Source organism: Burkholderia perseverans, assembly GCF_022870505.1.
Classification (GTDB): domain Bacteria; phylum Pseudomonadota; class Gammaproteobacteria; order Burkholderiales; family Burkholderiaceae; genus Burkholderia; species Burkholderia plantarii.
Map to the genome: position 1 here is coordinate 2,922,650 of NZ_CP045094.1, position 22,476 is coordinate 2,945,125.

21 protein-coding genes are annotated in these 22,476 nt (G+C 68.9%); 7 read left to right on the forward strand and 14 right to left on the reverse strand.

All coding sequences use genetic code 11. From position 1 onward, the window contains the following. Window positions 1-137: 137 nt before the first annotated feature. Window positions 138-1,166, reverse strand: a complete 1,029-nt coding sequence (kdgT, locus tag BpN12_RS27475; protein WP_246795346.1) for a 2-keto-3-deoxygluconate transporter — start codon at window positions 1,164-1,166, stop codon at window positions 138-140. 285 nt (window positions 1,167-1,451) lie between these two features. Between kdgT and kduI the strand changes: the two genes are divergently transcribed. The 3 genes from kduI (at window position 1,452) to kdgR (ending at window position 3,984) form a co-directional block, all read left to right on the forward strand. Then, window positions 1,452-2,288: a 5-dehydro-4-deoxy-D-glucuronate isomerase gene (gene kduI / locus BpN12_RS27480; protein ID WP_246795347.1), complete on the forward strand. Its 837-nt coding sequence runs from the start codon at window positions 1,452-1,454 to the stop codon at window positions 2,286-2,288. Window positions 2,289-2,325: 37 nt separating this feature from the next. Then, a complete protein-coding gene (gene kduD, locus BpN12_RS27485) occupies window positions 2,326-3,087 on the forward strand; it encodes a 2-dehydro-3-deoxy-D-gluconate 5-dehydrogenase KduD (RefSeq protein WP_246795348.1) in 762 nt (253 codons plus the stop codon). 63 nt (window positions 3,088-3,150) lie between these two features. Continuing rightward, on the forward strand, window positions 3,151-3,984 hold the full coding sequence (gene kdgR, locus BpN12_RS27490; RefSeq protein ID WP_246795349.1) for a DNA-binding transcriptional regulator KdgR: 834 nt from the start codon (window positions 3,151-3,153) through the stop codon (window positions 3,982-3,984). Between the two features lie 38 nt (window positions 3,985-4,022). Here kdgR and BpN12_RS27495 read toward each other — a convergent pair whose 3' ends face one another. From BpN12_RS27495 to urtA, 9 genes are all read right to left on the reverse strand, one after another. Then, a complete protein-coding gene (locus tag BpN12_RS27495; RefSeq protein ID WP_246795350.1) occupies window positions 4,023-4,667 on the reverse strand; it encodes a LysE family translocator in 645 nt (214 codons plus the stop codon). Window positions 4,668-4,778: 111 nt separating this feature from the next. Continuing rightward, window positions 4,779-5,825 carry an aliphatic amidase gene (locus BpN12_RS27500; protein ID WP_246795351.1) on the reverse strand — a complete coding sequence of 349 codons (1,047 nt, stop codon included), beginning with the start codon at window positions 5,823-5,825 and terminating at the stop codon, window positions 4,779-4,781. 103 nt (window positions 5,826-5,928) lie between these two features. Next, window positions 5,929-6,327 (reverse strand): FmdB family zinc ribbon protein, encoded by a 399-nt coding sequence (locus tag BpN12_RS27505; RefSeq protein WP_246795352.1) that lies wholly within the window; start codon window positions 6,325-6,327, stop codon window positions 5,929-5,931. Window positions 6,328-6,374: 47 nt separating this feature from the next. Beyond that, a complete protein-coding gene (gene fmdA / locus BpN12_RS27510; protein ID WP_246795353.1) occupies window positions 6,375-7,613 on the reverse strand; it encodes a formamidase in 1,239 nt (412 codons plus the stop codon). Window positions 7,614-7,716: 103 nt separating this feature from the next. Beyond that, on the reverse strand, window positions 7,717-8,406 hold the full coding sequence (urtE, locus tag BpN12_RS27515) for an urea ABC transporter ATP-binding subunit UrtE (RefSeq protein WP_198251713.1): 690 nt from the start codon (window positions 8,404-8,406) through the stop codon (window positions 7,717-7,719). 38 nt (window positions 8,407-8,444) lie between these two features. Continuing rightward, window positions 8,445-9,188, reverse strand: coding sequence for an urea ABC transporter ATP-binding protein UrtD (urtD, locus tag BpN12_RS27520; RefSeq protein WP_246795354.1), 744 nt, complete (start codon window positions 9,186-9,188; stop codon window positions 8,445-8,447). A 2-nt stretch (window positions 9,189-9,190) separates the two neighbouring features. Further along, the gene (gene urtC / locus BpN12_RS27525) at window positions 9,191-10,408 is read right to left on the reverse strand and encodes an urea ABC transporter permease subunit UrtC (protein WP_246795355.1); all 1,218 of its coding nucleotides are present in this window, start codon (window positions 10,406-10,408) and stop codon (window positions 9,191-9,193) included. Between the two features lie 46 nt (window positions 10,409-10,454). Next, complete coding sequence (gene urtB / locus BpN12_RS27530) at window positions 10,455-11,372, reverse strand: urea ABC transporter permease subunit UrtB (RefSeq protein ID WP_246795356.1); 918 nt, start codon at window positions 11,370-11,372, stop codon at window positions 10,455-10,457. A gap of 82 nt (window positions 11,373-11,454) precedes the next feature. After that, entirely contained in the window at window positions 11,455-12,726 is a 1,272-nt protein-coding gene (urtA, locus tag BpN12_RS27535; RefSeq protein WP_055139522.1) for an urea ABC transporter substrate-binding protein, read from the reverse strand. Between the two features lie 177 nt (window positions 12,727-12,903). On the opposite strand from urtA, the gene BpN12_RS27540 reads away from it, so the two are divergent. The 3 genes from BpN12_RS27540 (at window position 12,904) to BpN12_RS27550 (ending at window position 18,866) form a co-directional block, all read left to right on the forward strand. Continuing rightward, entirely contained in the window at window positions 12,904-16,557 is a 3,654-nt protein-coding gene (locus BpN12_RS27540; RefSeq protein WP_246795357.1) for a hybrid sensor histidine kinase/response regulator, read from the forward strand. A gap of 34 nt (window positions 16,558-16,591) precedes the next feature. Further along, entirely contained in the window at window positions 16,592-17,536 is a 945-nt protein-coding gene (locus BpN12_RS27545; protein ID WP_425306377.1) for a response regulator, read from the forward strand. A gap of 289 nt (window positions 17,537-17,825) precedes the next feature. After that, window positions 17,826-18,866, forward strand: a complete 1,041-nt coding sequence (locus BpN12_RS27550; protein WP_246795359.1) for a hypothetical protein — start codon at window positions 17,826-17,828, stop codon at window positions 18,864-18,866. Window positions 18,867-18,920: 54 nt separating this feature from the next. Here the strand turns inward: BpN12_RS27550 and BpN12_RS27555 are convergent, their stop codons facing one another. After that, window positions 18,921-19,832, reverse strand: a complete 912-nt coding sequence (locus BpN12_RS27555; protein WP_246795360.1) for a LysR family transcriptional regulator — start codon at window positions 19,830-19,832, stop codon at window positions 18,921-18,923. Between the two features lie 110 nt (window positions 19,833-19,942). Here BpN12_RS27555 and BpN12_RS27560 point away from each other — a divergent pair, with 110 nt between their 5' ends. Beyond that, window positions 19,943-20,773 (forward strand): SDR family oxidoreductase, encoded by an 831-nt coding sequence (locus BpN12_RS27560; RefSeq protein ID WP_246795361.1) that lies wholly within the window; start codon window positions 19,943-19,945, stop codon window positions 20,771-20,773. A 45-nt stretch (window positions 20,774-20,818) separates the two neighbouring features. Here the strand turns inward: BpN12_RS27560 and BpN12_RS27565 are convergent, their stop codons facing one another. From BpN12_RS27565 to BpN12_RS27575, 3 genes are all read right to left on the reverse strand, one after another. Then, the gene (locus tag BpN12_RS27565; protein ID WP_246795362.1) at window positions 20,819-21,640 is read right to left on the reverse strand and encodes a c-type cytochrome; all 822 of its coding nucleotides are present in this window, start codon (window positions 21,638-21,640) and stop codon (window positions 20,819-20,821) included. Between the two features lie 245 nt (window positions 21,641-21,885). Beyond that, window positions 21,886-22,173 (reverse strand): BrnA antitoxin family protein, encoded by a 288-nt coding sequence (locus tag BpN12_RS27570; protein ID WP_246795363.1) that lies wholly within the window; start codon window positions 22,171-22,173, stop codon window positions 21,886-21,888. Then, window positions 22,157-22,423 (reverse strand): BrnT family toxin, encoded by a 267-nt coding sequence (locus tag BpN12_RS27575; RefSeq protein WP_246795364.1) that lies wholly within the window; start codon window positions 22,421-22,423, stop codon window positions 22,157-22,159. Before BpN12_RS27575 ends, BpN12_RS27570 begins: the two co-directional genes overlap by 17 nt. Between the last annotated feature and the right edge of the window lie 53 nt (window positions 22,424-22,476).

Genomic DNA, 22,476 nt, shown 5'->3' on the forward strand with positions numbered 1-22,476 from the left:
CGTGAAATCGCGCCGGCGCCCCTCGCCCTGCGACACCCGATCGCCAAAAAAGAAAGCGGCGACCGCTGCCCGCGGCGCCGCTTTCCCTTGCCGACGCGCCGATCCCCTCGGCGCGCGGCGCGAGTCGCATCAACGAATCAGATGTGCCCCTGATGTCCGTGAACCCCCACCTCCGGCAGCCCCGCCGCCGGGTTCGTGTCGCCGGCGGCCGTCGCGCCCGCTTTCGCGAAGCGGCGCGACCACATCGCAGTGAGGATCGGCACGAGGATCGCCGTGATCAGGCAGGCCGTCGCGACGGTGGCCGTCGCGGCCGGCACGAGCGGCTTCAGCTTCGGCACCATCTCGCCGATGATGGCCGGGTTCGCGACCGCGGCGCCCGCCGTGGACGAGGCGGCCAGCCCGGCCGTGCCGTTGCCGCCGCCGACCAGGCGGTCGGCCAGGATCAGCGGCACGCCCGTCACGACGATCACGGCGAGGCCGAGCAGCAGGCCCGGAATCCCGCTGCGGGCGATCACGTGCAGATCGATGCCGTTGCCGAGCGCGAAGCCGAAGAACGGGATCAACGGATGGACGCAGCGGCCGAACAGGTCGCGCAGCTCGCGGTCCAGGTTGCCGAGCGCGAAGCCGATCAGGAACGGCAGCACGGCGCCCACGAACAGCCTCGGCTCGAACACCGCCACTCCGGTGGCGCCGAGGATCGTCATGCTGACGAGCGGCCCCGATTCGAGCGACATCAGCACGAACGCGCCGGCTTCCTCGCGCGTGCCGTACTGCTGCATCACGGCCGCATAGAGGCCGCCGTTGGTCATGTCCATCGAGGCCACGATCGCGAGCAGCGACAGCCCGGCCAGCACCCCGCTCTTGATCCCGTCGTCGGGAATGAACTGCGCGCAGATCAGCGTCACGAGCCACGCCACCAGCGTCTTGGTGATCACCAGCGTGCCCGACTTGCGCAGCACCACGCCGGTGGCGCGCAGGTCGATGGTCGCGCCCATGCAGAAGAACCAGACCGCGAGGATCGGCACCGTGCCCGAGATCAGCCCGTTCGTGAACGAGCCGAAATACTTGCCCGCATCGGGCGCGAAGGTATGCACGCAGGCGCCCAGCACCATCGGCACCAGCATCAACCCGCCCGGCACGCGGTCGATCACTCTTTTGATATTCACAGGCTTCTCCATGCGTGGACGTGCGCGTCCGTTATCGTTCCCGCCGTCTCCTCGGCGATTTCGGAACGTTATTCCATTCTCAGAGCGCCTTACATCGCGGTTAACCCTGTAATTTTCCTCGGCACGACAACGCGCCCGTGGGCGGCTTTGGCCGACGCGCAAAAATAGTCGGAACATCGTTCCGATTATTTTCATCCTGTGATCTAATGCGGAACATCAGCGGAACATCAACGCATCGAGCGGGCGCGCCACGCCCCGCCGCCCCGATCCCCACGGAGACAGCAGATGGAAGTCAGGCAGGCCATTCACAGCGAGCACGCGAAAACCCTCGACACCGCCGGGCTGCGGCGCCATTTCCTGATCGAGCAGGTGTTCGAACCGGACGCGCTGAAGCTGACCTACAGCCACATCGACCGGATCATCGTGGGCGGCGTCTGGCCGGCCACGCACGCGGTGGAGGTGCCGGCCTCGCTCGGCAGCGCGATCGGCGTCGGCTACCTGCTCGAACGCCGCGAACTCGGCGCGATCAACATCGGCGGCGACGGCTGGGTGGAGGTGGACGGCCAGCGCCACGCGGTGCGCTTCGAGGAGGCGATCTACATCGGCCAGGGCGCGCGGTCGGTCACGTTCGGCAGCGACGACGCCGCGAAGCCGGCCAGGTTCTACCTGAACTGCGCGCCGGCCCACACGGCCTACCCGACGCGCGTGATCACGCTCGAACAGGCCTCGCCCGAGACGCTCGGCGATCCGTCCACCAGCAACCACCGCACCATCTACAAGTTCATCGTCCCGGAGGTCGTGCAGACCTGCCAGCTGTCGATGGGCATGACCAAGCTCGAACCCGGCAACCTCTGGAACACCATGCCGTGCCACACGCACGAGCGGCGCATGGAGGTGTACTTCTACTTCGGCATGCAGGACGACGCGGCGGTGTTCCACATGCTCGGCGAGCCGCAGGAGACGCGCCACCTCCTCGTGCATAACGAGCAGGCCGTGATCTCGCCGAGCTGGTCGATCCATTCGGGCGTGGGCACGCGGGCCTACACGTTCATCTGGGGCATGGTCGGCGAGAACCAGGTGTTCAAGGACATGGACCACGTCGCCGTGGCCGATCTGCGCTGAGCCGCGTCCCCATTCCTGGTTATCGAGAGGAACCTGCATGTCCGCCCCACTTTTCGACCTGACCGGCAAGGTCGCGATCGTCACCGGCTGCAACACCGGGCTCGGCGCCGGGATGGCGCTCGCGCTCGCGGCGGCCGGCTGCGACATCGTCGGCGTCAATCGCGGCGCGCCGGCCGAGACCCTGGCGCGCGTCGAGGCGCTCGGCCGCCGCTTTCTCGACCTGCGCGCGGACCTGTCGACCACGCGGCCGATCGACGACATCGTCAACGCGGCCTGCGAGGGCTGCGGGCGCATCGACATCCTCGTCAACAACGCCGGCATCATCCGCCGCAACGACGCGCTCGCGTTCACCGAGGACGACTGGGACGCCGTGATCGACACCAACCTGAAGACCGTGTTCTTCCTCGCGCAGGCGGTAGCCAGGCAGTTCGTCAGGCAGGACAGCGCGGGCAAGATCATCAACGTCGCCTCGATGCTGTCGTTCCAGGGCGGCATCCGCGTGCCGTCCTACACGGCCTCGAAGAGCGGCGTGCTGGGCCTGACAAGGCTGCTCGCCAACGAATGGGCCGCGCGGCGCATCAACGTCAACGCGATCGCGCCCGGCTACATGGCGACCAACAACACCACGCAGCTGCGTCACGACGCGCAGCGCAGCGAGGAAATCGTCGGGCGGATCCCGGCCGCGCGCTGGGGCGAGCCCGAGGATCTGGCCGGGCCGGTGGTGTTCCTCGCCTCGTCGGCCTCCGACTACGTCCACGGGCACACGCTCGCCGTCGACGGCGGCTGGCTCGCCCGCTGATTCAACTCCATGCCGGGACGCGCTATGCTCACGCCTGAATCCACATCGACGGATGTTTTGCACATGGAAGCGATGCTCGGGCGGCGCAAGGAAGACGCGCCGCAGGCGCAGGCCGAAGGCGGCGCCGAGAAAGCGGAATCGGCCTCGGCCGCGGGCAAGGTGTTCGCCGTGCTCGAGGCGCTCGGCGCGCACGGGCCGAGCGGCATCAGCGAACTGTCGCACCGGCTCGGCATGTCGAAGACCACCGTCCACCGGTTCCTGCAGACGCTGAAGACGCTCGGCTTCGTCGCGCAGGAGGACGAGACAGAGCGCTATCGCCTGACGATCCGGCTGTTCGAACTCGGCTCGCAGGCGCTCGAGAGCGTGGACCTGGTGCGCGAGGCCGACGTCGAGATGCGCCGCATCGGCCGGCTCACGCGCGAGGCGCTGCACCTCGGCGCGTTCGACGAAGACCACATCATCTACATCCACAAGATCGACGCCGACTATGGGCTGCGCATGCACTCGCGGATCGGCCGCACCAACCCGCTCTACAGCACCGCGATCGGCAAGGTGCTGCTGGCCTGGATGGCGCCCGAGGAGGCGCGCGAAGCGCTCTCGCGAATCGAGTTCAGGAAGTCGACGCAGAAGACGCTGGCCTCGGCCGAGGCGGTCTGGAGCATTCTTCCGCACGTGCGCGAGCAGGGTTACGGCGAGGACAACGAGGAGCAGGAAGATGGGCTCGTGTGCCTCGCGGTGCCGGTGTTCGACCGCTTCGGCCGCGTGATCGCGGGGCTGTCGATCTCGTTTCCGACCATGCGCTGCGGCGCCGACACGAAGGCGCACTACGTCGCGCTGCTGAAGCAGGCCGGGCGGGCCATTTCGGGCCGGCTCGGCTATCGCGGCACGGGGGGCTGAAGCGAGAGGGGCGCAAGGCACGCCTCGACGGCCTGCCCTCACCCCTTCAATGCTTCAACGCCTCGACGCGTCGCCATCACGGCCGCCGTGCCGGCCATCATCGTCGCGCTCGTGCGATTCGCGATCCGCACCGCGCGGCGGCTGCGCAACAGCCGGCGCGCACGCACGGCCAGCAGCGCCCAGCCGAAATCGACGGCCAGCAGCACCATCAGCATCACCAGCATCGTCAGCGTCAGCTCGAACCACGCGAGCGGGCCGGTCCGCGAGAGATCGACGAGGGTCGGCAGCAGCGCGAGAGAGAACACCATGAACTTCGGATTGCCGGGCGTGACCGTCAGGCCCGCCGCGAACCTCCGCAGCGGCGACTGCCCGCGCGGCAGCGCGCGGTCCTGCACGACCACCGGCGCGAACCACATCCGCACGGCGAGCCACAGCAGATAGGCGATGCCGGCGAACTTCAGCACGAGGAACGCCAGCGCGAAGGTCCGCGCCAGCACCGACAGCCCGGCCACCGCGCAGGTCAGCCGGAGCGCCTCGCCGAGCCACATCGCGGCGAGGAACGGCAGCACCTCGCGCAGCCCCTCGGTCATCACGCGCGCGACCAGCGCGGCCACGCTCGGCCCGGGCGAACCGGTCGTGACGACGAGCGCGACGGCCAACACCAGCAGACTCGACACGCCCATGCGACGCCTCCGTGCGATCGGTCCGGCGCCGCCGCCGGGCGGTCGGGCGAACCGTGACCTTCGCACGGGCGCGGGCCGGGTCCGCGTCGGCCACCCGGGTTCTACATGGACTCAGCCCGCGTGCTCCCCTTCGCCCGGCGTGTGCGGAATCCCCTCGACCGGGCACTCCGGCGTGCCCGGCATCGGCCGCGTGAGCGCCTCGACGGCCGCGCGCGTCTTCTGCGGATCGGCCACCCAGTCGCGATAGAACGCGAACGGGCACTCGGCCACGCCATGCATGCCGTCGCCCGAATGGATCGTGCCGGTGTAGCCGCGGTGCAGCAGCTTGTAGAGATGGTTCTGCGACTGCATGTTGCGCCGCGCGTCGCGAATCAGCGGCAGCGACAGCTCGGCGTACTGGATGCCCATCTCCTCCTCGCCGCATTCGCCGAGCGTGCGGCCGTCGAAGCCGATGATCGCGGAATGGCCGAAGTAGGAATAGACGCCGTCGAAGCCGGCCGCGTTGGCCACCGCCACGTAGGTGTTGTTCATCCACGCCATCGCCTTCGACACCAGCACCTGCTGCTCCTTGGCCGGGTACATGTAGCCCTGGCAGCGCACGATCAGCTCGGCGCCGCGCATCGCGCAGTCGCGCCAGATCTCGGGGTAGTTGCCGTCGTCGCAGATGATCAGGCTGATCTTCATGCCCTTGGGGCCGTCGGTCACGTAGGTGCGGTCGCCCGGATACCAGCCCTCCACCGGCGTCCACGGCATGATCTTGCGGTACTTCTGGACGATCTCGCCGTGGTTGTCGATCAGGATCAGCGTGTTGTACGGCGCCTTGGCCGGGTGCTGCTCGTGGCGCTCGCCGGTGATCGAGAACACGCCCCAGACGTTGGCCTGCCGGCAGGCCGCCGAGAACACCTCGGTCTCGGCGCCGGGAACGGTCGAGGCGGTCTCGAGCATCTCGGCCTCGTCGTACATGATGCCGTGCGTCGAATACTCGGGGAAGATCACGAGATCCATCCCCGGCAGGCCGCGCTTCATGCCGATCAGCATCTCGCCGATCGCGCGCGCGTTGTCGAGGACTTCGGCGCGCGTGTGCTGGCGCGGCATCCGGTAGTTGACCACCGCCACGCCCACGCTGTCGCGGCTGCTCGAAATATCTCCATGTCGCATGCTGTGCTCCGTTGCTCGGTTCGCTTCGCCCGGCGCCGATGGCCGGCGCCGCGCGTTCGGCCGGCCGCGTCCGGCATGCGCCGGGGCGGCCGGGTTTCTCGCTTCAGTGGCTGATCATCCAGGGGCGCCCGGCCGGCCGCTTCAGGCCGCCGCCCGCCGCGCCGCCCGGGCTACCACCTGCCCCACCGCTGGGTCCACTGTCCAGCCCGCTGCCGCCGCTCGCCCCGGCCAGCGACACGCGCCGCCCCGAACAGCAGCCGCAGCCGGCGCCGTGCCGCCCCGCGCCCGGCTCGCCGGACTGGCGCGGGGCGTGCGCGGCGCGCTCGTTGGTGGCGTGCGCGATGCGCCGCTCGCCCGACATCAGCGCGAGCGACGGCGCGCTCACCAACCGCGAGGCCGCCGTGCCGCAGGCGGGGCACAGCGCGGGCCGGTCGCGCTCGGCGATCGGGCGCAGGGCCGCGAACGGCCCGCAGGTGTCGCAGTGGAAGTCGTAGATCGGCATGCTGGCTCCTTCGGCTCGGCCGGTGCGGATGGACTGGGCTCGCGCGCTCAGGCTTTCGCGAGGTCGTAGGAGATCGGCAGGTCGACCTCGCCCGTCACGTGGCGGATCGGCCCCTCGGCGTTCGGACGGATGTCGAAATCGAAGATGCCGGTGGGCAGCCACAGCGTGGCGCAGGCGTTCGGGATGTCGACCACGCCGCTGATGTGCCCCTGCACCGGCGCGCAGCCGAGCAGCGAGTAGGCCTGCGCGCCCGAATAACCGAACTTCTTCAGATACTCGATCGCGTTCAGGCAGGCCTGCCGGTAGGCCACCGTGACGTCGAGGTAGTGCTGGCCGCCCGACTCGTCCACCGAGATGCCCTCGAAGATCAGGTAGTCGTGGTAGGCCGGCGTGATCGGGCTCGGCTGGAACACCGGGTTGCGGATCCCGTACTTCGCCATGCCGCCCTTGATCAGGTTCACGCGCATGTGGACCCAGCCCGCCATCTCGATCGCGCCGCAGAACGTGATCTCGCCGTCGCCCTGGCTGAAGTGCAGGTCACCCACCGACAGCCCCGCGCCGTCCACGTAGACCGGGAAGAACACCTTCGAGCCGCGCGACAGATCCTTGATGTCGCAATTGCCGCCATGCTCGCGCGGCGGCACGGTACGCGCGCCCTCGGCCGCGGCCTTCGCCCTGGCGTCGCCGCTGAGGCTGCCCATGTGCGCGGTGGCCGCGAACGGCGGGTTCGCGAGCGGCGGCACGCGCGCCGGATCGGTCGCGATCAGCCCGGTCTCGCGCGCGTTCCAGGTTTCGAGCAGCTTCGGATCGGGCAGGCAGCCGATCAGCCCGGGATGGATCAGCCCGGCGAAGTTCACGCCCGGGATATGGCGCGAGCTCGTGTAGAGGCCGTGGAAATCCCAGATCGATTTCTGCGCGGACGGGAAATGGTCGGTCAGGAAGCCGCCGCCGTTGGTCTTCGAGAAGAAGCCGTTGAAACCCCACTGGCTGTCGGCCTTCGCGCCGATGTCGAGCATGTCCACCACCAGCAGGTCGCCGGGCTCGGCACCCTTCACGCCCACCGGGCCGGACAGGAAATGGACGATCGACAGATCGATGTCGCGCACGTCGTCGGCGCTGTCGTCGTTCTTGATGAAGCCGCCGGTCCAGTCGTAGGTTTCGAGCACGAAGTCGTCGCCGGGATTCACCCAGCACGCCATCGGGATGTCGGGGTGCCAGCGGTTGTGGACTTGCGCGTTCTCGTAGGCGGACTGGTTCAGGTCGACCTGGATCAGGGTGTCGGGCATCTCGCACGCTCCTCGGTTGTCGGGTGCAGTCAAGCGGTTGGAAATGGGTTGAAAAGCGGGGGCAACGCCGCTGGAATCCGACGCACGGCGCCGGCCCGCGGCCTCAGACGGACAGGTACTCGCGAATCCGCCCCGTGTCGCCGGCCTCGCGCGTACTCTGGTGGACGAAGCGGCCGCCCTCGATCACGAACAGGCGGTCGGCCACCTCCAGCGCGAAGCTCAGCACCTGCTCGGACACCACGATCGCGATGTCGCGCGTGGCGCGGATCTGGTTCAGCGCCTTCGCGATGTCCTTGATCACCGACGGCTGGATGCCCTCGGTGGGCTCGTCGAGCAGCAGCACCTTCGGATCGGTGGCAAGCGCGCGCGCGATCGCGAGCTGTTGCTGCTGGCCGCCAGAAAGATTGCCGCCGCGCCGCCGGCGCATGTCGAACAGCACCGGGAACAGCGCATAGAGATCGTCGGGCACGCTCTGCGATTTCGCGTTCTCGAGGCCGGTGCGGATGTTCTCCTCCACCGTCAGCGAGGCGAAGATCTGCCGGCCCTGCGGCACGTAGCCGATGCCCTTCGCGACGCGCCGGTAGCTCTCGTCCTTCGAGACGTCGGCGCCGCCCACCTTCACGGTGCCGCGGCTGGCCGGCAGCATGCCGATCAGCGCCTTGAACAGCGTGGTCTTGCCCATCCCGTTGCGCCCCATCACCGCGACGCTTTCACGGTTCGCGACCGAGAAGCCGATGCCGTGCAGCACCTCGCTCTGGCCATAACTGACGACGAGATCGTCGACTTCGAGCATGTTGGTTTCCTCCTGCGTGGCCGAACCGGCGTGCCGGTTCAATGGCCGAGATAGACGTCGATCACGCGCGGGTCGGCCTGCACCTTCGCCATCGGCCCCTCGGCGAGAATCCTTCCCTGGTGCATCACCGTGACCTTGTGCGCGATGCGCTCGACGAACGCCATGTCGTGCTCGATCACGATCATCGAGCGCTGCCGGCAGATGCGCGCCAGCAGCTCGGCGGTGATCTCGCGCTCCTTCACGCTCATGCCGGCGATCGGCTCGTCGAGCATCAGCAGCTCCGGGTCCTGCATCAGCAGCATGCCGATCTCGAGCCACTGCTTCTGGCCGTGCGAGAGCAGCCCCGCCTCGAGATCGAGCGCGGCGCCGAGCCCGATCTCGTCGGCCACCGCCCGCACGCGGTCGGTCACCTCGCTGTCGAGCCGGAACGCCAGCGCGCCGAACACGCCGCGCCCGCGCGGGAACGACACTTCCAGGTTCTGCGCGACCGAGAGGTTTTCGTAGATCGACGGCGTCTGGAACTTGCGGCCGATACCCTTGCGCACGCGCCGGAATTCGGCCAGACGCGTGATCTCCTCGTTGCGGAACTTGATGCTGCCGGCGGTTTCGCGAGTGCGGCCGCAGATCAGGTCGAGCAGCGTGGTCTTGCCGGCGCCGTTCGGGCCGATCACCACGCGCAGCTCGCCGCGCTCCAGATAGAGGTTCAGCGCGTCGATCGCCTTGAAGCCGTCGAACGAGACGGTCAGGTCCTCGACCGCGAGCAGGAAGTCGGTATTGCTCATCGTCATGCCTCCCGTTCGACGGAAGCGGTCGCGTCGGACGCGAGCGCTGCCTGGTCCGCCACGTTGTCCGCGCCCGCCAGCCAGCGGCGCAGACGCCCGCGCAGGTGAGCCTCGTAGAGCCCGGCGATACCGTTCGGGAACGCCATCACCACGCCGATGAACATCGCCGCCATCAGGAACAGCCAGAGGTTCGGCAGGCTCTCCGAGAACCAGGTCTTGCCGAGATTGACGAGGATCGTGCCGAGCACCGCGCCCGCCACCGACATGCGCCCGCCCACCGCCGCGTAGATCACCATTTCGATCGACGGCACGATGCCGACGAACGACGGCGACATGAAGCCCACCTGCAGCGTGAACATCGCGCCGCCCACCGCCGCGAGCAGCGCCGCGACGCAGAACGCGAACACCTTGAACATCGCGACGTCGTAGCCCGAGAAGCGCACCCGGTCCTCCTTGTCGCGCATCGCCAGCAGCAGCGTGCCGAGCCTGCCGCGCTGGATCCAGCGGCAGCCCAGCATGGCCGCGATCAGGAGCGCCGCGTTGACGAAATACAGCACGTATTTCGCCTGGTTCGACTGGATGCTCCAGCCGAGCAGCGTGCGCAGATCGGTGATGCCGTTCACGCCGCCCGTGAAGCCCTGCTGGCCGATGATCAGCACCGACAGGATCAGCGCCACCGCCTGCGTGATGATCGCGAAGTAGACGCCGCCCACGCGCCGCTTGAACATCGCGAAGCCGATCACGAACGCGAGCGCGGTGGGCACCACCAGCACCGCGAGGATCGCGAACGGCAGCGAGTGGAACGGCTTCCACCAGAACGGCAGCGCCGTGAGCTGGTTCCAGTCCATGAAGTCGGGGATGCCGGGCGTGGTCTGGGTCTTCGTCGAGACCGGATCGGACGCCTCCAGCTTCAGGAACATCGCCATCGCGTAGCCGCCCAGGCCGAAGAACACGCCCTGCCCGAGACTCAGCACGCCGCCGTAGCCCCAGGCGATCACCAGCCCGATCGCGACGAACGCATAGGTCAGGTACTTGCCCATCATGCCGAGCCGGAACGGATCGAGCGCGAGCGGAAACACCACGACGATCACGAGCGCGAGCAGCGCGATGCCGGCATAGCCGGAGTGCTCGGCGCGCCGTGCCAGCGCGCGCCAGCCGCCCGGCGAACGCGCGCCAGCGGGCACGACACCTCCGCCCGCGGCGGATTGGATGGGTTCCATGGTCCTCTCCGTAGAAACGATTGAACGAGTGCCGGCACGGCACGCCTCAGGCACGGCGCACCTTCGAGGCGAACAGCCCCTGCGGGCGCAGCATCAGGATGATCACGACGGTCAAGAGCGTCAGCACGCGCGCCGTCGAGCCCGACAGGAAGAACTCGCTGACCGACTGCATCTGCGCGATGCCGAACGCCGAGGCGACCGTGCCGAGCAGGCTCGCCGCGCCGCCGAACGTGACCACCAGGAACGAGTCGACGATGTAGAGCGAGCCGCTGGTCGGCCCGGTCGAGCCGATCGCCGTGAACGCGGCGCCGGCCACGCCGGCCACGCCGCAGCCGATCGCGAACGTCATGCGGTCGGTGAGCCGCGTGTTGATGCCGGCCGCGTTCGCCATCGACCGGTTCGCGACGGTGGCCCGCACCCGCAGCCCCCAGCGCGAGCGATAGAGCGCGAGCAGCAGGCCGCCCGTCATCACCAGCGCGAGCCCCATCACGAACAGGCCGCTGACGGGAATGTCGAGCCCCTGCGACGGCTCCCACGAGCCCATCAGCCAGTCCGGCAGCGCCGGGCTGACCTCCTTCGGCCCGAAGGTCGAGCGAAACACCTGCTGCATGCCGAGGCTCAGGCCCCAGGTGGCGAGCAGCGTGTCGAGCGGGCGCCGGTACAGATGGCGGATCAGTGCCCATTCGGCGAGCCAGCCCGCCGCGAACGCGAGGCCGAACGCGGCCGCGATCGCGATGAAGAAGTAGACCGGCGTGAGCGCGTGCCAGACGTTCTGCGCGAACCACGAGAACAGGTAGACGGTATAGGCGCCGATCGTCATGAACTCGCCGTGCGCCATGTTGATCACGCCCATCTGGCCGAAGATCACGGCCAGGCCGAGGCCCATCAGCAGCAGGACGCTGAACAGGCTCAGGCCGGCGAAGCCCTGCATCAGCGTGATATTGAAAATGTCGGTGGCGGACATCGCTTGCCTCCTCGGGCGGATGACGGTGGGAGCACACGCGGCGGCGCATCGCCTCGGGTCACGAAGCGATGCCGGCGCGCGCTTACATGTAGCCCTTCGGGAACGGGTTCGGCTGGATCGGCTCGTTCGACTGCGCGACCACCTTGAACTGCCCGTCCGGCTGCCCCTCGCCGATCAGCGAGCGGCTCCAGAGGTGATGGTTCGCGTCCACCTTCGCGTAGCCCTGCGGCGCGTTCTTCAGCTCGATGCCGGCCGAGGCGGCCACCACCTTGTCCACGTCGAAGCTGCCGGCGCGCTCGCAGGCGGCCTTCCAGATCCACGGGCCGAGGTAGGCGGCCTGCGTGACGTCGCCGATCACGGCCTTCTGCCCGTAGCGCGCCTTGAACGCCTTCACGAAGCTCTGGTTGGTGTCGTTCGCCAGCGATTCGAAATACTTCATCGACGAATAGAAGCCCGCGAAATTCTCGCCGCCGATGCCGAGCACCTCGTCCTCGGTAACCGACAGCGTCAGCAGGAACTGCTTGGCCGGCGTGATCCCGGCCGCCTTCAGCTGCTTGTAGAACGCCACGTTCGAGCCGCCTACCACGGTCGCGAAGATGCAGTCCGGGCGCGCCAGCTTGATCTTGTTCATCAGCGAATAGAAATCGGTGGTGCCGAGCGGGTAGTACTCCTCGCCCACCACCTTCGCGTGCAGGTGCTGCTCGATGTGGCGGCGCGCGATCTTGTTCGAGGTGCGCGGCCAGATGTAGTCGGAGCCGACCAGGAAGAACGTCTTCGCCTTCTTCGTGTTCGAGGCCCAGTCGAGCGCCCAGAGGATCTGCTGGGTCGCTTCCTGGCCGGTGTAGAACACGTTCTTCGACTGCTCCAGCCCCTCGTAGAAGGTCGGGTAATAGAGCAGCCCGTTGTCCTTCTCGAAGATCGGCAGCACCGCCTTGCGCGAGGCCGAGGTCCAGCAGCCGAACACGGCGGCCACGTGGTCGTTCTCGAGCAGCTTGCGCGACTTCTCGGCGAAGGTCGGCCAGTCGGAGGCGCCGTCCTCCTGGATGATCTGGATCTTGCGGCCGAGCACGCCGCCCATCGCGTTGATCTGTTCGATCGCGAGGCGCTCGGCCTGGATCGAGCCCGTCTCCGAGATCGCCATGGTGCCGGTGGCCGAGTGCAGCTGGCCGACCGTCACCGTGGTGTCGGTCACGGCCAGCCTGGTGGTGTTGACCTTCGCCGTGGGCGGGGTCTGCGCGAACGACGCGCGCGGCAGGCCCAGCGCCATCAGCGGCGCGGCGGCGAGGCCGCCGATCAGGCGCCGGCGCAGCGACGACGGCGCGCCGTCGTCATCGAATCGATCGTCTACGGGCATCACATTCTCCTTGTCGTGTCGGTGGCCGGCGGACGGGGCCGGCGTGTGAGGCGAAATGTAGGAAACCAAATAAACGACCGGAATACGTCGATTGACGTATGGCCCGGCGCGCGCCTGGAATGTAATTTGCATGACGCATCCCGCCCGCCCCGCGCGCACCAATCTGGATCACCCGAGATGGCACCGATGCCCCAGCCCGTCGCTTCCCAAGCCGCGTCGGAAGCGACTTCCCGAGCCGCTTGTGCACCGCATGCGCCCGACGCGCCGCCCAGCACGCAGCGCATCGTCAAGGTGCGCCGCGACTACAACGCCTGGGTCGGCGACGAGACGCTAGAGGACTACGCGCTGCGCTACACGCCGAGTTCGTTTCGCCGCTGGTCCGAGTTCCGCGTCGCCAACACCGCGATCGGCGCCGTCTCGTTCCTCGTGCTGGAGGCGATCGGCGGCAGCCTCGTGATCGACTACGGTTTCACCAACGCGGTCTGCGCGATCGCCGCCGTCTCGCTGCTGATCTGGCTGACGAGCCTGCCGATCAGCTATTACGCCGCGCGCCACGGCGTCGACATGGATCTGCTCACGCGCGGCGCGGGCTTCGGCTACATCGGCTCGACCGTCACCTCGCTGCTCTACGCGAGCTTCACGTTCATCTTCTTCGCGCTCGAGGCGGCCATCATGTCGCTCGCGCTGCAGCTGGTGTTTCCGATCTCGATCGGCCTTGCCTACGTGATCAGTTCGCTGGTGGTGATCCCGATCGTGATGTTCGGCATCACGCTGATCAACCGGCTGCAGAGCTGGACCCAGCCGCTGTGGCTGGTGCTGTTCGTGCTGCCCTACGGCGCCGTGCTCTGGCATCAGCCGTCGCTGCTGCGCGAATGGACCACCTTCTCGGGCTTCGCGCACGACGGCCACGCGTTCAGCGCGATCGCGTTCGGGCAGGCCGCCACCGTGGTGTTCGCGCTGATCGTGCAGGTCGGCGAGCAGGTGGACTACCTGCGCTTCCTGCCGCCGCTCACCTCGCGCAACCGGCGGCGCTGGTGGATCGCGCTGCTCGCGGCCGGCCCCGGCTGGATCGTGCCCGGCGCGCTGAAGATGCTGGGCGGCGCGTTCCTCGCGTTCGTCGCGATCCAGCACGAGATCGATCCGGCGCATGCCGCGCAGCCCACCCAGATGTACCTGGTCGCCTATCACCTGCTGTTCGATCCGCTCGGGCTCGCCGCCTGGGCGCTGCCGGCGATGACGCTGTTCGTGCTGGTCTCGCAGTTGAAGATCAACGTGACCAATGCCTACGCCGGCTCGCTCGCCTGGTCGAACTTCTTCGCGCGGCTCACGCACAGCCACCCGGGCCGCGTGGTCTGGCTCGTGTTCAACGTGCTGATCGCGCTGCTGCTGGTGGAGATGGGCGTGTTCGAGGCGATCGGCAAGGTGCTGTCGATGTACGCGAACGTGGCGATCGCCTGGGTCGGCGCGCTGTTCGCCGATCTCGTCGTCAACAAGCCGCTCGGCTACAGCCCGCGCGACATCGAGTTCAAGCGCGCGCACCTGTACGACATCAATCCGGTCGGCGTCGGCGCGATGGGGATCGCCACCGTGGTGGCGATGCTCGCGCACGGCGGCGCGTTCGGCGAACTGGCGCGCGCGCTGTCGCCGTTCATCGCGCTCGGCGTCGCGTTCGTCTGCGCGCCGGCCATCGCGATCGCCACGCGCGGGCGCTACTACCTCGCGCGCCAGGCCGAGCCCGGCGTGGCCGGCGCGCTGCGCCGCTGCGCGATCTGCGAGAACGAATTCGAGCACGACGACACCGCCTATTGCCCCGCCTACGGCGGCACCATCTGCTCGCTCTGCTGCTCGCTCGATTCGCGCTGCAACGACCGCTGCAAACCGCACGCGCGGATCACCGCGCAGCTCGACCGCGCGCTGCACCGGCTGTTCCCGCGCGCGCGGCTCGGCGCGACCGGCGTGCGGCTGGTCCACTATGCGAGCCTCGTGCTCGCCACCATGCTGCTGCTCGCCACCGTGCTCTACCTGATCTGGTCGCAGAGCGCCGATTCGCTCGCCGCGCCCGGCTCGCCCGCCTGGCGCGAGGTGGCCAACGGCTACGTGAAGGTGTTCGTCGCGCTGTCGCTGATCGGCGGCATCGCCGCCTGGTGGCTCGTGCTCGAACGCGAGAACCGGCGCGTCACGCAGGAGGAATCGCAGCGCCAGACCGAGCTGCTGATGCACGAGATCGAGGCGCACCGCAAGACCGACGCCGCGCTCAAGCACGCGCGCGCCGCGGCCGAGGCTGCCAACAGCGCCAAGAGCCGCTACGTGACGGGGCTCAGCCACGAGCTGCGCACGCCGCTCAACAGCATCCTCGGCTACGCGCAACTGCTGCTGCTCGCGCAGGACGAGATCGCGCCCGCGCGCCTCAACGCGATCCGCACCATCCACCGCAGCGGCGAGCACCTGCTCGCGCTCGTCGACGGGCTGCTCGACGTGGCGCGCATCGAGGCCGGCAAGCTGCAGTTGAACGTCACGCGCATCGCGCTGCCCGAGTTCCTCGCGCAGATGACCTCGATGCTGCGCCCGCAGGCCGTGGAGAAGGCGCTCGCGTTCGTCGTGCAGCCCTCGGGGCGGCTGCCCGCCACCGTCAAGTCGGACCAGAAGTGCCTGAGCCAGATCCTCACCAACCTGATCGGCAACGCGATCCGCTTCACGCGCGCCGGCGGCGTGACGCTGCGCGTGGGCCACGCGCTCGACACGCTGACCTTCGAGGTCGTCGATACCGGCCCCGGCATCCCGGCCGACGCGATGGAGCGGCTGTTCCTGCCGTTCGAGCGCGGCGAGGCCGCGAGCCTGCACGACCACGGCGCCGGGCTCGGGCTCACCATCTGCCGGCTGCTCACGCACGCGCTCGGCGGCAGCCTGGAAGTGGACAGCGTGGTCGGACACGGCACGCGCTTCATCGTCAAGGTCTACGCGCCCGCCGTGCATGCCGCCGCGCCCGCGCGCACCGGGCCGGCCGAGATCCGCGGCTATCGCGGGCCGCGCCGCACGCTGCTGATCGTCGACGACCTGCCGGACCAGCGCGCCATCGTCGTGCAGATGCTCGCGCCGCTCGGCTTCGAGATCGCCGAGGCCGACAACGGGCCGGACGCGCTGCGCTGGCTCGGCACGCGCGCCGCCGACGCGATCCTGATGGACATCTCGATGCCGGAGATGGACGGCTACGAGACCAGCCGGCTGATTCGCGAGCGCCGCATCTCGGACGCGCCGATCATGCTGCTGTCGGCGAACGCGTTCGCCGACGACCGTGAACGCGCGATCGCGATCGGCTGCGACGACTACCTCGTGAAGCCGGTGCAGATGCCGGTGCTGCTCGACAAGCTGGCGGCGCTGCTGCGCGTGACGTGGGTGACGGCGGCATCGATGGAGACGGCGGAGCGCGTTGTGGAGGCAAGCGATGCGGCCGATGCCGTGGCTCCGCTCTCGCCGGCTACCGTGACGCCGGTCGCCTCGCCCGACGAGGCCACGTCAAGCGCATCGAATATGTCTCGGTACGCGCCGGCCGCACTCGTGGCGGCACCGCCGTCCCGCCTCGCCACCGACCTGTCATCCGCGGCGCAAACCGGATCATCGCCCGCCACGCTGCCGCGTCCGCTGCACGCGCAACTGAAGTCGCTGCTCGACGTCGGCTACGTGCAGGGCATCATCGAGGCGCTCGACGCGGCCGCGCCGCATCACCCCGGGCTCGCCGCGCCGCTCGCGTCGCTGCGCGCGCGCGCCGAACTCTTCCAGCTGAAGGATTTCGAGCATGAGCTTGACCGCATTGCGCCCGGCGCCGGCGACTGAGGCCGCGCTGCCCGGCGCGCTCGGCAATCGTCCGGTGGTGCTGATCGTCGACGATACGCCCGACAACCTCGCGCTGCTGTCCGACACGCTGCGCACGGACGGCTATGCCGTGCTCGTCGCGCTGAGCGGCGACGACGCGCTGAAGTGCCTCGCACGCGTGACGCCCGACGTCGTGCTGCTCGACGCGATGATGCCCGGGCTCGACGGCTTCGAGACCTGCCGGCGCCTGAAGCTCGAACGGCGCCACGAACATCTGCCGGTGATCTTCATGACCGCGCTGGCCGAGAGCGAACACGTCGTGCAGGGCTTCCGGGTGGGCGGCATCGACTACGTGACCAAGCCGGTGCGGCCCGAGGAAGTGTGCGCGCGGATCGCCGCGCACGTGCAGCGCTCGCGCGCCCAGCGCTACGCCGACGCCGTGCTCGGGCTCGAGGCGCGCGCGGCCGTGATTGTCGACGGTGGCGGCGCGATCCGCTGGCAGAGTCCGCAGGCGGCGGTGCGACTGGCGGGTTATGGCGACGACGACGATGCGGACCACGCCATCAGCATGGCAAGCGGTGAACCGGGCGCGACGCCGCTCGCGCGCGCGGCGCTGCCCGCCCGGCTGCGCCACTGGTTCATGCAATGGCGGGAGCAAGGCTGCCCCGAGGACGCCGTCCACGAGACGATCGACGGCGGCGTGCGGCGCTCGGCCCGCGTGACGGGTGCGCCGGCGCAGGGCGAATGGGTGGTGGTGCTGGAGGCGTCCGACGACGGCGCGCTGGTGGTGACGCTGCTCGACCGCTTCGGGCTGACCACGCGCGAGGCCGAGGTGCTGCTGTGGGTCTCGCGTGGCAAGACCAATCGCGATATCGGCGACATCCTCGACATGGCGCCGCGCACCGTCAACAAGCATCTCGAACACCTGTTCCGCAAGCTGCATGTGGAGACGCGCTCGGCGGCCGCGGCGCTGGCGGTGAAGGCGGTGGGACGCGGATAGACGTTGCGGGCGACGGCGCGGAACACCGCCGCGCCGATGCCGGATCAACGAATCGAGCAATCGGCCGACACCGCGCCGCACGCGGTGTCACGCAACGAAACATGATTTCCCGTGCCGCGCTTCCGTTTCCCGCTCCTCGATTCGTGCCTTGGCAGTGGGCCGGCCGCGAGACGTTTTATGTTCGGCACGCAGATGCTGCGGGGACGGATCGCACGACACGGCACCGATCCGAGGCCGGAAGCGCCGCACCGATCCCGCGGCCCTCGCTCCTCTCATCACTGCCGAGCCCATGAAACCGACTCTCCCGCGCGCCGACCGCATTGGCCCGACCAATCTCGACCGGAGCGACGCCACGCACCACCCGACGCAGGCCGAGCCGCGAGCCGCCGCGCCCGCGTGCGCCGCCAGCAATCCGCTGCTGAGCAGCCTGCCCGCCCGCGCGACCCGTGCCTCGCACGGCGCGGCCCGCTCGACGGCAGCCGAGCAAACGCCCGAGCCCGACGGCGCCGAGGCGCATGCGATGGCGCACTTCGCGAGCCTCGCGATCATCGACGACGTCCAGCCCGCCCCGCCCGCCCCTGAGGCTGCCGATACATCGAACGCCACGCCGAACGCCGGCCCGTCGCTCGACCATATGCCGGTCGAACTGATCCACAACATGGATCTCGACGCGCGGCAGATGCAGTTCGCCAGCCGGCGCTACGCGCACCTCTTCCACGGCGAGGCCGTGGGCCAGTCGCTCGCCGAGGCGCCCGCGAAGGCGCGCAGCTTCGCCGCGATCGACGCGGCGGTCGCTCAGCTGAGGCGGCTCGTCCCCGTGCGCCGGCAAGGCGGCGCACTGGCCCAGCTTGCCGCGCGGCTCGAAAGGGTGCCGATGCGCGAGCGGCAGGCCAGCTTCGACACGCTGCTGGCCGCGGCGCGGCAGTGTCCGCCGCATTTCGAATTGCTGACCGAGCTGTTCCGCCAGACCAACGACTGGGCGCCGGCCCAGCGCGATGCCTGCCAGGTCCGGCTCGCCGACATGGAGGGCGCCGACGCCGCGCGCGTTGCCGCGTCCGCGAACAACATCCTCGACGTCGACGACATCCCCGCCCTGCTCCAGCGCACCGACGGCATGCCCGAAGCGCGGCGCAGCGACGTGCTCGGCGCGCTGGCGAAGCAACTGTTCGGCCTGCACTATCTCCGCGCGCACGATTTCGCGCGGATCTGCGAACGCTTCCACGCCGAGCCGTGGCCGCCCGCCGCCGCGGCCGGCCTGCTGCGCCGGATCGGCTGGATCACGGACGAGGCGCGTCGCGATTTGACCGCGCGCAGCGAAGCGCCGGGCTGACGGCGGGTCGACGACGGGCGGACACGGACGGGGGCGGCCCGGCGACGCGTCGCTTCAGGCCCGTGCCGCCGCCTCGCCGTTCACCTCCCTGAGCACGTCGATGAACGCCCGCAACCCCGCCGGCACATGCCGATGCCCCGGGTAATACAGATGCAGCCCGGGAATCAACGGGCACCAGTCATCGAGCACGGTCACGAGCCGCCCGCCGTCGAGCGCCGCGCGCGCCGACGGCTCCGGCACGTAGGCGAGCCCGAGCCCGTCGGCCGCGGCCTCCACCATCACGCCGTTGTGGTCGAGCGTGAGCACGCCCGGCACGTCGATCGCCATCTCCTGCCCGCGCTTCTGGAACTCCCAGCGGTAGCGCTTGCCGCTTGGCAGCCGCTGGCGGATACAGGCGTGCCGCGCCAGATCCTCGGGCGTGACGGGCGCCCCGCGCGCCGCCAGATACGACGGCGCCGCCACCACCACGAAGCGCAGGTCAGCGCCGATGCGCACCGCCACCATGTCGCGCGGAATCGCCTCGCCGAGCCGCACGCCGGCATCGAACCCCTGCTCGACGATGTCGACGAAACGCCCATCCGCGACGAGGTCGAGCGCCATGCCGGGAAAGCGCGCGAGGAAACGCGGCACCACCGTCTTCATCAGCAGCCGCGCCGCGTTTTCGTTCGCGTTGATCCGGAGCGTGCCGCTCGGCTCGCCGCGCGCCTCCGCCACCGCGTCGAGCGCCGCGTCGAGATCGCGCAGCACCGGCGCGAGCCGCGCGAGCAGGGCCTCGCCCGCCTCGGTCGGCGCGACGCTGCGCGTGGTGCGGTTCAGCAGGCGCACGCCGAGCCGCTGCTCCAGCGCCAGCACCGTGTGGCTCAGCGAGGAACGCGAGACGCCCAGCGCGTCGGCGGCACGGCGAAAGCTCCGGTGCGCCGCGACCGCGGAGAACGCACTGAGATCGGCAAGGGTCGGCTTGGACATGGAGATTGGTGGGGAATTTTCACGGGGTCATCCGCACTATAGCGGCTTCCCCGACCAATCATCGATGCCTAGACTGAAGCCGTGTCGTTCACTTCAGGGAGATCCGCATCATGACGAAGACTTGGCTCATCACCGGCACCTCGACGGGCCTTGGCCGGCTGCTGGCCGAACGCCTGCTGCAACGCGGCGACCGGGTCGTGGCGACGCTGCGGCGCGAGGGGCCGCTCGACGATCTGAAACGGCAGCACGGCGAGGCCCTGCAGGTGCTGACGCTCGACCTTACCGACGTCGGCGCGGTGCGGGCCGGCATCGACGCCGCGTTCAAGGCGAACGAGCGCATCGACGTGGTCGTGAGCAACGCCGGCTACGGCCTGTTCGGCGCGGCCGAGGAACTGACCGACGCGCAGATCGACCGGCAGATCGCCACCAATCTGGTCGGCTCGATCCAGCTGATCCGCGCCGCGCTGCCCCACCTGCGCCGCCAGGGCGGCGGGCGGATCGTGCAGGTGTCGTCGGAGGGCGGGCAGATCGCGTATCCGAACTTCAGCCTCTATCACGCAACGAAATGGGGCATCGAGGGTTTCGTCGAATCGGTGGCGCAGGAGGTGACGCCGTTCGGCATCGACTTCGTGATCGTCGAGCCGGGGCCGACCAGCACGAAGTTCGGCGCCGGGCTCGATCACGCCGCGCCGATGCCCGACTACGATGCCACGCCGGCCGGCGAGGTGCGGCGCGCGATTGCGTCCGGCACGTTCGCGATTCGCGGCGATGCCGGCCGGACCGTGGCCGCGATGATCGCGGCAGCCGACGCGCCCGAGCCGCCGCTGCGACTCACGCTCGGCGGCACCGCCTACCAGTCGATCAGCACCGCGCTGGCGAAACGCCTGCATGCGCTCGAAGCGCAGAAGGCGGTGGCGTTTTCGGCCGACGCGGACGCCTGAGCCGATTGCCGGCCGCGTGACGTGGCGCGCGCGTCACGCCCGGCTTCATCGCCGATGCGCCATGTAGCCGAGGTAGGTGATGATCAGATCGATCTCGCGGTCGCTCAACTGGTCCGACGAAAAGGCCGGCATGGCGCGGCCGGGCCAGTCGCGCAGCGAAGCGGGATTGCGGATGTAGCGATGCAGCGCGGCGCGCTGGAAGTAATCGACCGGGTTGGCCGGCCTGCCGAGATCGGGGCCGGTGTCCGAGCTGCCCGCGCCGTCGAAGCGATGGCAGGCCAGGCACTGCGTGATGAACAGGCGCTGCCCGGCACGGACCGGATCGGTGGCCGGCAGCGTCGGATCGACCGCGAGCGCGGGCCAGCGCGCGGCCGGCGAGCGCTCGACGGCAAACTGCGCGACCTGATACGGCCACTGCTCGCTGCGCACCGACGCCGCCTGCGCACCCACCCAGACCAGATAGAACGGCCCGGCGCTCACCGGCTTGCCCGGCAGTTTCGGCCAGGGCCGGGCCGGGTCCTCCACCGCGAGATACGCCACGGCGCGCGCGGGATCGCGGTTGCGGACCAGATCCATCGGCAGCTGCGCGGCGAAACCGTCGGTGGCGCGCGTCTCGATCACGGTGTCGGGCGGCAGCGATGTGCCGTCGATCAGGTCGGCCAGCGGCACGGCGCGGTAGGTCATCGGCTTGCCGTAGGAGACGTCTCGGGCGACGTGGATATCCGCCGCATCGGGGCGCGCCAGCAGGGCCTGGGCGGTGAACGTCAGCAGCTTGCCGTTGGTCGCGATCGTGATCGCGGGTTGGGCCGGCGCGCCGTGGGCGAGCGCGCCGAGCAGCAGCAGCCAGAGCGAAAGTAACACGTTCATCACTTCCTGCCTGGTGTTGGTCAAAAACACGGTCTTATGCCTATCCGCTAGTTTAAGTGAGGGACTGTACCCGGTGTTTCAGGGGACTGCTCCACGGCTTTCTTTCTCAAACGATGCGACAAGACGACGGTGGAAATGAAAAAGCCCGCGAAGCTTCCACCTAGCGGGCTTTTCTTTGGGCGAGCGAACACCCCACGGACGACTGATTAGCAAAACGTTTGGGGCGTTGCAATTCCTCCTCGAATTCACCGCGAATTTTCTTTCACCTTCAGCCATTCGCGCAACGCGTCATTCATGCGCGTCTGCCAGCCGTCGCCAGTCGCTTTGAATGCATCAACAATGTCCGCGTCGTAACGCATCGACATCAGCACCTTTGGCGAACTGAGGCGCGGCCGACCACGCGCGCCGACCCGCTTCATCTTCTTGAAGTCCTCGGCCGACACATCGTGCGTGTCAGGATCCGCAGCAATGCCTTGGTTGATCGCCGCGTCCTCTTCGTCCGTCGGCATGATGATCTTAGTCTTGCTCGACATAGTTTTTCACCTCGCGCTTGTTTGCCTTTCGCATGCTGATGATATGCATGCTGTCGCCGCGCGTGAACACCACGCAGTAAAGGCGCTGATCGATGACGCCGAACCCGATTTCCCGCACTTCCTTGTAGTCGGTGCGGTCGTCGGCGCAGGCCATCACGTTCGGCCAGTCCAATTGACCTGCCAGCGCCAGCGAGACGCCATGCTTGGCGATGTTCGCTTCGTTTTTCGTGCTGTCGTACCTGATGTCCATTTGGATAAATGTAGCTACACTTATTGATGCGTGCAAGAATTATCTGTAGCTAC